Annotated in this window: 10 protein-coding genes and 2 pseudogenes; 1 reads left to right on the top strand and 11 read right to left on the bottom strand. The window is 59.3% G+C overall.

Annotated features, from left to right (window positions below):
• Positions 1–438 (top strand): integrase core domain-containing protein (locus ASD50_RS05245; RefSeq protein ID WP_244484437.1); only part of this gene is annotated, 438 nt, incomplete at its 5' end.
• Positions 439–550: 112 nt separating this feature from the next.
• Here ASD50_RS05245 and ASD50_RS05240 read toward each other — a convergent pair.
• The 11 genes and pseudogenes from ASD50_RS05240 to nikB form a co-directional block, all read right to left on the bottom strand.
• Positions 551–760 (bottom strand): annotated as a pseudogene (locus tag ASD50_RS05240) (GTP-binding protein); the annotation flags it as partial.
• A 20-nt stretch (positions 761–780) separates the two neighbouring features.
• Entirely contained in the window at positions 781–1,584 is an 804-nt protein-coding gene (locus ASD50_RS05235) for an urease accessory protein UreF (protein ID WP_056236992.1), read from the bottom strand.
• Complete coding sequence (locus ASD50_RS05230; RefSeq protein ID WP_056236989.1) at positions 1,502–2,008, bottom strand: urease accessory protein UreE; 507 nt, start codon at positions 2,006–2,008, stop codon at positions 1,502–1,504. The genes ASD50_RS05235 and ASD50_RS05230 overlap by 83 nt, the downstream gene beginning before the upstream one ends.
• A 4-nt stretch (positions 2,009–2,012) precedes the next feature.
• Positions 2,013–3,725 carry an urease subunit alpha gene (ureC, locus tag ASD50_RS05225; protein ID WP_056236987.1) on the bottom strand — a complete coding sequence of 571 codons (1,713 nt, stop codon included), beginning with the start codon at positions 3,723–3,725 and terminating at the stop codon, positions 2,013–2,015.
• A gap of 170 nt (positions 3,726–3,895) precedes the next feature.
• A pseudogene (locus tag ASD50_RS24215) lies at positions 3,896–4,180 on the bottom strand (urease subunit beta); the annotation flags it as partial.
• Positions 4,181–4,326: 146 nt separating this feature from the next.
• Positions 4,327–4,638, bottom strand: a complete 312-nt coding sequence (locus tag ASD50_RS05215; protein ID WP_056236984.1) for an urease subunit gamma — start codon at positions 4,636–4,638, stop codon at positions 4,327–4,329.
• Between the two features lie 133 nt (positions 4,639–4,771).
• Positions 4,772–5,485: a helix-turn-helix domain-containing protein gene (locus ASD50_RS05210; protein WP_162251986.1), complete on the bottom strand. Its 714-nt coding sequence runs from the start codon at positions 5,483–5,485 to the stop codon at positions 4,772–4,774.
• 400 nt (positions 5,486–5,885) lie between these two features.
• Positions 5,886–6,689 carry a nickel import ATP-binding protein NikE gene (gene nikE / locus ASD50_RS05205; RefSeq protein WP_056236978.1) on the bottom strand — a complete coding sequence of 268 codons (804 nt, stop codon included), beginning with the start codon at positions 6,687–6,689 and terminating at the stop codon, positions 5,886–5,888.
• The gene (locus ASD50_RS05200; protein WP_056236976.1) at positions 6,686–7,477 is read right to left on the bottom strand and encodes an ATP-binding cassette domain-containing protein; all 792 of its coding nucleotides are present in this window, start codon (positions 7,475–7,477) and stop codon (positions 6,686–6,688) included. The genes nikE and ASD50_RS05200 overlap by 4 nt, the downstream gene beginning before the upstream one ends.
• Positions 7,474–8,343 carry a nickel ABC transporter permease subunit NikC gene (gene nikC, locus ASD50_RS05195; RefSeq protein WP_056236973.1) on the bottom strand — a complete coding sequence of 290 codons (870 nt, stop codon included), beginning with the start codon at positions 8,341–8,343 and terminating at the stop codon, positions 7,474–7,476. The genes ASD50_RS05200 and nikC overlap by 4 nt, the downstream gene beginning before the upstream one ends.
• Positions 8,340–9,284, bottom strand: coding sequence for a nickel ABC transporter permease subunit NikB (gene nikB / locus ASD50_RS05190; RefSeq protein ID WP_056236971.1), 945 nt, complete (start codon positions 9,282–9,284; stop codon positions 8,340–8,342). The genes nikC and nikB overlap by 4 nt, the downstream gene beginning before the upstream one ends.

The raw sequence follows: 9,284 nt of genomic DNA, 5'->3' as shown, positions 1-9,284 counted from the left end.
AAAAGCGACGATGTCCTGGCGATACTAGCCCAACTGTTCACCAGGCATGGTCCGCCAGAGCATATCCGGTCCGACAATGGCAGCGAATTTACCGCCACTGCCGTTCGCGAGTGGCTTGGTCGCATCGGTGTGAAGACGCTCTACATCGAGCCCGGTTCACCCTGGGAGAACGGGTATTGCGAAAGCTTCAACGGCAAGCTGCGCGATGAAGTGCTCAATGGGGAAATCTTCTACACGCTGAAGGAGGCGCAGATCGTGATCGAACGCTGGCGTCGGCATTACAACACTATCAGGCCGCACAGCTCGCTCGGCTATGTCCCGCCAGCCCCGGAAAGCATATTGCCTCGCAGCAATGGTATGTTCTACGCTTCACCCAGGTCGACCAGTCTTGGCGACCTCAACCGCCGGAACTCTAACTTATCCAGCGGACCTCCCTAATGGGGCAGGTCAGCAATGGTATGTTCTACGCTTCACCCAGGTCGACCAGTCTTGGCGACCTCAACCGCCGGAACTCTAACTTATCCAGCGGACCTCCCTAATGGGGCAGGTCAGGACAGCCTCCGGTTTCCACGCCTACGATGCGTTCAAGGTCGATTGCTCCGCTGCGCGCAACAATCTCTGCGTCTTCCTGGGTGAATATGTCGTTGGTGATGACTGCCATCGAGTAGCGCTTGCCCATCTCTCGACAGAGCTGGATCAGAAGCGTGGTCTTGCCAGAACCGACGGGGCCGGCGATGCCAAGACGGACAGGTTTGCGCATAGGCTGATCCTTTCACACTTCTACGAGATGCATAACCGGGTCTGCAGCCGTTCATGGCGCATCGACGCGATATCGAGAGTGACGAACGATGACGAGAGATGGCGCAACTCTCGGGTCCGGGCGATTTCAGAACAATGCTCGACCAGCGTGGCCGCATTGGCCACCATGCGCTGCGCCTCGGTCTGCCCAAGCGGCACCAGTCGTTGAACGACACCCACAAGGCTGGAAAAACTGGCCCACAGGAAACTCGTTACCGCTTCCTTTTCGCTGAAGCCCAATCCGCACGCCAGCGCACCGTAGACAATGGCGTGATGCCCCTCGCACTCGCCTGACGCGACTTTCCCAGCGAGTTGGCTGATCTGGGGCAAGTCGAAAATATCCTTGCCGGAAGTAATCAATGCAGAACCGGTCATCACCGAAGCGGTGCGGGTTTCCCGGCTGAGCTTGATGGCGCCTACCTGCCGGTCGATTTCCTCGATGCCTTTCATGTCGTCGAAGACGCAGGAGCGATAGGCGAGCGCCACCCCTGCTGCATCGCCCGTTGCCAGATTGAAGCGAAGCCAGTCGATACAGCGCTGCTCCGCATCTTTTGCGTTCAATATGGTTCCGTCGTGCAGCCAGGTTTCGAAGCCGTAAGAGTGGGTAAAGGCTCCGGTTGGAAAGGCGGCATTCGTCACTTGCAACAGTGCCAGTAGCCGGTCGCCGCCATTGCTGTTTGATCCGTGGGTCTGCACCGTGCCCTTAGTGGTTATGGTGGCGGTCCGCATGATGGCCGTCCGCTTCATGATGGTGGTGATGATGGTGATGGGCACCGGCAGCGCCAAACCGACGCCCAACGAATGGAGCGTGAATGCGTTCGACCGCAATCCCCAGCCGCTCCAGCATCTGCGCTGCGAGCGGATCGTTCGGCGTCAGGACACCGTCCTCACGAAACCGCGCAGGCCGATGGAAGTTGCCAAGCTGGTAGCAGGCGGCCCACCATGCAATGGCGTCGGAGCCCGGTTTCAGGAACAGGAGATCTTCGTCCTTTGCCTTGACGACGATGGCTGTATCGTCGTCAAAGCCCAGCACATCACCGTCCTGAAGCTCCGTCCCGCGAGGCAGGGATATGCGGATTTCGCGCCCGGACCGCGTGGTCGCCGCAAAGTGAGGCGACGCACGTTCATCCGAGGTTAGTTCCAGCGGATCGATCTCCTTCGATGCCTTGAGTTCCGAAACGTGCCCGATCACGCTGGTGATGATGGTCATGGGGTCACCGGAAGTAATACAACTGCGTCAGCGGCAGGGTCTTGGCCGGCTTGACCGTTATCCGCCGTCCATCGACGTAGACGTTGTATGTTTCTGGATCGATCTCGATGTTGGGCATGTAGTTGTTGTGGATCATGTCCCGCTTCGAAATCGTGCGTGTCCGTTTAACCGGCATGAGCGTCTGGTGGCTGCGCAGGCGTCCCTCCAGACCGGCATCGATCGCCGCCTTCGTGACGAAAGAATAGCTGGTGCGAGAGGGGTTGGCCCCGAGCGAACCGTACTGCGGCCGATACTTGAGGGGCTGGCAGGTCATCAGCGAACCTGCCGGATCACCCATGACCGCGTGGGAGATGAAGCCGCCCTTCACGGACGTCTCAGGCTTGGCGATGAACATCTTTGGGCGCCACAGCACGAGATCGGCCAGCTTGCCGGGCGCGATCGAGCCCACATAGCTGTCCACGCCGAAGGTGATCGCGGGATTGATCGTTACCTTCGCCAGATAGCGCTTGATGCGGAAGTTGTCGTTGCCCACGCCGTCTTCAGGCAGACGCCCGAAGCGCACCTTGTTGACGGCGGCGAGCTGGAAGGCGCGCTGTGCGCTTTCTGCGGCCCGGCCGACGCCCTGGCTGTCGGAGCCGATCATACTGATGGCGCCGAGGTCGTGCAGCACGTCTTCGGCACGCATGGTTTCGGCGCGCGCACGGCCTTGGATGAACGCCATGTCGGTCGGCACCTGCTTGTTGAGATTGTGGCAGGTGATCAACATGTCGATTTCTTCATCGTAGGTGTTGATCGAGAACGGATTGGTCGGGTTCGTCGAGCTTGGCAGGCAGTTCGGCTCCATCACGCAGCGCATGATGTCGGGAGCGTTGCCGCCGCCAGCGCCTTCTGCGTGATAGATGTGCATGACGCGGCCGTTGATCGCCGCCAGCGTGTCTTCGTAGTACCCGGTCTCATTGAGAGTATCGGCGTGGACCTGGACCTGGAAATCGAGTTCGTCGGCCAGATCCATGCAGGCCTCGATCGACGCCGGCGACGACGACCAGTCTTCGTGGATCTTTAGGCCCGTCGCGCCGCCAATGATGACCTGTTCCGCGATCGAACCCTTGGTCGCGGAGTTACCCTTGCCGAAATTGCCGAAGTTCAGCGGAATATCCGCCATCGCCTCCAGCATCCGGTGCAGGTTGAACACGCCGGGGCATTCGATGCCCACAGTCTTGGGGCCGGAGCCGCCGCCGATCACGGTGGTGAAGCCTGCGCCCTGATACTCATAGAGCTGCTGGACGGAATCGAAGTGCGGGTGGATGTCGATGAAACCCGGAGTGACGATCATCCCTTCGACCGAAAGGATGTCGGTGTTCGGCGAAACGATCAGGCCCGGCGTGATGTTCATCGTGTCCGGGTTGCCGGATTTGCCGACGCCGACGATCAGCCCGTCCTTGATGCCGATGTCGCCCTTTACGACCCCCAGCACCGGGTCGATGATCACCGCATTGGTGACCACCAGGTCAAGTGCACCGTCACTGGCCTTCCATTTGGAAGCCTGGCCCATGCCGTCGCGGATGGTCTTGCCGCCACCGAACACCAGTTCGTCGCCGTAGGTGGTGAAATCGTGCTCGATCTCCGCAACCAGACCGGTATCGGCGAGATGGATCTTGTCGCCCTTGGTCGGGCCGTATTGGACCGCGTATTCAGGCCTCGATAGCTTGATGCTCATGATTGATCTCCCGTATCGTCCTGTTTGCTCTACTTCGTGGCTTTCTTGGATGACTTCGCAAAGCGAGCATCTGGCGGTGTGTTGACGGGAAATCTTTCACCTTCAAAGCAATAGCCATGTTCCTTGAGGCGTCGGACCGTTTGCTGCTTGATGATGTCCGAGCGAACCGTGCCATTCGTCATGTTGTTCATGCCGTAAGCCACTTCTCGTCCAGCATAGGTCGTTAGCTGGACCTTGCGGCTCTGGCCGGGTTCGAAGCGCACCGCAGTGCCGCTGGCAATATCAAGATGCATGCCAAATGCCGCTTCGCGGTCGAAGGCCATGGCGCGGTTGCATTCCGCAATATGATAGTGGGCACCGATCTGGATCGGGCGATCGCCTGTGTTGACCAGCACCAATTCGATGGTGCGTCGACCGGCATTGATCTCGATATCGCCATCCGCAAATTCAATCAGGCCGACCTTTGACGGCTCACCGACATCGAATGATTCTGCGGCAATGACGGATTTCGGCAGCGGAGGACGTGACCACTTGGCTGTCATGATTAAACACTCCAGGAAATCTAGTTGGCAAACGAGAGCGACACGATGACGGCTTGTCGTCAGTCACGAACCGGGTTCATGACGGTAACGAGCTTGGTCCCGTCGGGAAAAAGAGCTTCGACCTGCAGGATGGTCAGCATTTCGGGCACGCCTTCCATGACATGCTCGCGTTTCAGGATGGTCGCTCCGTACTCCATCATGTCCGTCAGCATGGGGATTACGCCCTCGCGTGCGCGCTCCAGAATTTCATCCGAAATCAGCGCAACAGCCTCGGGATAATTCAGCCGAAGTCCCTTATCCAAACGGCGGCGCGCCATTTCCGCGGCCCCCCAGATTTGAATCCGTTCCTCCTCTCGCAGAGTCAGATGCATGATTGGCTGTCCTTCCGCATGTTAAGTTCAGGCTTGGATCTTCGTTCGGCCAATAATGCCACCGGGCATAAGGCTGTATATCTACCAGTCCGGGTAGGATGGCCGCGGAAAGCGCGTCCTCCAGCTCAAGCGGTCATCGAAATGAAACAAGCGAAATGGCGCGCGCCGGAGTTGCGCTCAGGCGCTCGATTTCCTGGGGCAGCGCCGCATCGCAGAGCAGGCTGTCACCACATGCCATTCGAAAGCGTTTGGGGCCGTGCCGATAGATAAGCTCCCCTTCCAGCGCGTACAGGAAGCGCAGGCCCTCATGCTGCGGCATCCGCATTCGTTCAAACGGCTCGGTCAGATGAACAAACGAAACATTCGTCTTCTGGCAATCCCATTTCAGGCCACATGAAGAAGAAGCCTGAAACGGGCCGGCGGCACTCGAAGACGCCGCGAAGAAAACAGCCTCCCTCTCCTCCCGGTATCCGCAAAGCAGGTCCGTCATGGAAATTCCAAGACTTGAAGCAAGGGCATTGAGGGTGGCCAGTGACGGGGAAACTGTTCCGTTCTCGATACGTGACAACATACCCAGAGAAATGCCGGCGGCTTTGGCGAGGTCGGCTCCATTGAGTTCGTAGCGCCGCCGGCAATTGCGTACCGCCCGGCCGATGGCAGCTTGCAACAAGGCATCACGGTCAAGGCGGGTAGTCGCGTCCGGCTCCACCCCTCCGCCAGCAAAGGCGAAGGCTTTACTTTTGTCCTCGGTTCCTGCTCGGCGGGGTTGCCTGTTTCCGGTTTTCGCAGGTGCCATGGTCATGGCGTCTGGCGATGTTGCGATCTCAAGACAAGTCTCCGTATCCATCGGTGTCTCACTGGTCTGCAACAGTCGGATGCTGGAGAGCCCGCATTGACCTCTCCACTTCGGCACTCTCGGAAAATCTCCGGCGGGCGTGATTGGCCGGGCATAGCGAATTGCCATTTCTGGCGCAGCAATCCGCCACCGGGGACTTTGCCGATCCTTTCGCGACGACACAGAAAGACAAAGGGCAAGCACGATTTTCGCGAAGTCTTGTTTGGCGAAAACAGTTCGTCGCTGGTTGAGAATGCAGGCTACGGCAAAGCGATATCGAGGGTTATACCCTGAAAGGGGGAGTAGATATCTTGGTCAGAACTGCCGCACAGAACGGCTGCCGGCTTACAACTTGGCGCCGTCGAGCGAGCCGGGAAATTGCTGCGGAATTTCTTGGGTAAATGGAAATGACCTAACTGCCGGCTGCGAGCAGCTGCCTTGGCATCGGTGGCAAAACAGCCGCGCTCAACGCCCGTCCTTCGGCGGAAGAGAATGCAAGGCTGCCCGAAACCGGCGTTTCTTCGACGATGCGGCCCTGGTCCATCACCAGCACGCGCACGCAGAATTTCTCGACCAGCCGCAGATCATGGGTGACGAAGAGGTAGGAGACATTCTTGGTGCGCCTCAGTTCCTCGAACAGATCGAGCATCTGGATTTGCAAATGCAGGTCGAGGTTCGACACCGCTTCATCGAGGATGATGAGCTTCGGATCGGGGGCCAGCGCCCGGGCGATGCACACGCGCTGCAACTGGCCGCCACTCAATTGATGGGGAAATTTGTTCGCCTCGGCCCAGTTTAACCCGACGGATGAAAGCAGATCCCGGACCCTTTCCGCCGCCGCCTGCCCCGTCAGGCCGCAAAGGTAGTTCAGCGGCTCTGCTATGATATCCTTCACGGTAGAGCGCGCATTGACCGCACCGAGCGGGTCCTGGAAAACCATCTGCACGGTTTTGCGCAGGTTCCTCCATCCAGCCTTGTCGAGGGAAGTCAAGGAGCGTTCGCCAAACAGGATATCGCCCCCGTCCGGCCGTTCCAATCCGACGAGCAGTCTGGCAAGCGTGCTTTTCCCGCATCCGCTGCGCCCAAGTAACGCAACGGTTTCGCCGGCCGCGATTTGCATCGAGATGTCGTTGAGAACCGGCTTTGCCTTCGTCGCGCCCACCAGCGAAAATGTCCGGTAGGCTTTGGATACCCCGCGTGCTTCAAGCAGGTTCATGCCGCAACCCCGCTGAGGTTGTAGAGGGAAAGGTGGGCTTCGACGAGCCTCTGCGTTGTAACGTGACGGGGCGCGAGGAAAATGTCTGCGACCGGCGCGGTCTCGACTATGCGCCCGCCGTCCATGACCGCAACCCTGTCGGCCAGCTTGGCCACGACCCCCATGTCGTGTGTCACGAGAAGGATGCCGAGGCGGCGCTCCCGCTTGAGATGATCCAGAAGGTCGAGAATTTCCCGCTGCACGATGAGGTCGAGATCGGTGGTGGGCTCGTCGGCAAACAGAAACGGGGCTTCTGTTGCAAGCGCGAGCGCAATCATCATGCGCTGGAGCATGCCGCCGCTCATTTCGAATGAATGCAGGCGAAGCAGCCGCTCCGGTTCGTCGAGGCCGGAGGCTCTGATCGCTTGCAGTATCCGCTGGTCCCCCTCCGCCTTTGGAATGCCGAGCGCCGACAGGGTTTCCCGCGCATGCTCCTGCATGGTCCGCACCGGATTGAAAGCGCTGCGCGGGTTCTGCATGATCGTTGCAATATGTCTTGCCCGCAACATGGAGCGTTGCAATACCGAGCCATCTATCGATACCGAACCGGATGTCATCCGAGTGCCGGGCGGCAGCACATCCAGGCTTGCGGCGCAGGTCAGGGATTTTCCCGATCCGTTCGCGCCCACGAGTGCCAGAACCTCGCCCGCGCCCAGTATAAGCGACACGTTATCTACCAGCACCAATGGCGAACCATGCCGGGCGGTCTCGACGGAAATTCCTTCGATTGCAAGCGTCGAACTGGTCAATGTCCATGCTCCGCGTTGAGATGGGGATCGAGTTTGTCGCGGATTGCATCGCCAAGCGTGTTGAACGCCATCACGCTGAAGAACAACGCAAGGCCGGGCCACAGGATCAGCAGCGGCTCGGTCCAGACATACTGGCGGGCATCGCTGATCATTACGCCCCATTCGGGGGTTGGCGCGGTCACGCCCAGCCCGAGGAACGACAGGCCGGACACATGCAGCATCATGTGGCCGATATCGAGCGTCGCCAGCACCAGCAATTGCGACAGCGTTGCCGGCAGCAGGTGCTTGATAAACACCTGCGCTCTGCTTGCCCCGGCAAGCCGGGACGCCAGGATAAAATCGCGATGCTTCAGCGACAGTACGATCCCCCGGACGAGCCGTGCGTACCAGGCCCAATGCGACAGCGTGATCGCGATGATGACATTGACAAGTCCGGTTCCCAGCATACCGACCATGAACAGCGCGAGAACGAGTGTCGGGAACGTCAGGAACACGTCAGTGATGCGCATGATGATCTGATCGGTCCGCCCGCCGATTAAACCGGACGCACCTCCGACGATGATACCCGCCACAAGGATCAACAGCAGGCATAGCGCGACCGAGCCGAGGGAAACGCGAGTGCCGACCATGAGGCGAGACAGGATATCGCGACCCAGATGATCCGTGCCCAGCCAATGCGCGGTATTTGGCGACTGAAGCCTGCCGATCAGGTTCACCGCATTCGGATCATATGGCGCCAGCCAGTTGCCGAACACGGCACATAGCAAAACAAGCGCCAGTATTCCCAGGGCAAGCTTGGTCGGCCAACTCAGCTTAAGGCCAGCCCTTGCTGAAGGTGCCCTCCCCGCTATCGCAAGATCGCTCATTGCACGCCCTCCGCGGAAAGTCGGATACGCGGGTCGGCCCAGGCATAGACGATGTCGACGATGAGATTGCAGAGCACGAATATGCCCACCATCAGCAATGTGAAACACTGGATAACCGGATAGTCGCGATTGAATATTGCCGACACGGCATAACGCCCGACACCGGGCCAACCGAAAATGCTCTCGATGATCAGCGTTCCGCCGATCAGTTCGCCAATATGCATGCCGGTCGCGGTGATGATCGGTAAAAGCGCATTTCGGAGCACATGCGAGCGCTCGACGGAGATATCCGAAAGTCCTCTCAGACGAGCATAAGTAACGTGCCGTTGCCCCTTCACTTCGAGCATGCTGGCCCGCAGCAGCCGCGCATTGATGCACAGCGACATCAGCGAGATGGCAAATGCCGGCATCACGATGTGGGTCCAGCCGCCCATGCCCATCGGAGGCAGCCAGCCGAGGTAGACCGAGAACACGAGAACAAGCAGAAATCCCAGCCAGAAATTCGGCATCGAGACACCGAAAAATGCCAACAGGCGCACGGCTTGATCGGGAAAACGATCACGGTAGCGGGCAGCCCACACTCCAAGCGGGAATGAAATTCCCAGTGTCAGGACCAACGCAACGCCTGCTAACTGAAGCGTCGCAGGGAGATAGTAGAGCAGGTCGGGAAGCACCGGCCGCTGGGTGGAATATGAGTTTCCGAAGTCCAGATGAAGGGCCCGCCACAGCCAATCCAGGTACTGGGCTGCGATGGGCTGGTCGAGGCCCAGCATCCGCCGGGCCTCCTCCAGCGCCTGTGGCGTCGGAGGGACACGCGACAGGCGCAGATAATCCATCGCCGGGTCGCTGGGGCCAAGCCTGAGAAGCAGGAAGATCACCAGCGATGCCGCAAGCAGCAGCGGCACCAGAAGGATAAGCCGACGCAGTGCAAACGCGAACAT

Origin of the sequence: Mesorhizobium sp. Root552, from assembly GCF_001427285.1 — a bacterium.
Lineage (GTDB): Bacteria > Pseudomonadota > Alphaproteobacteria > Rhizobiales > Rhizobiaceae > Mesorhizobium.
This window is presented reverse-complemented; position numbering and strand designations above follow the sequence as displayed.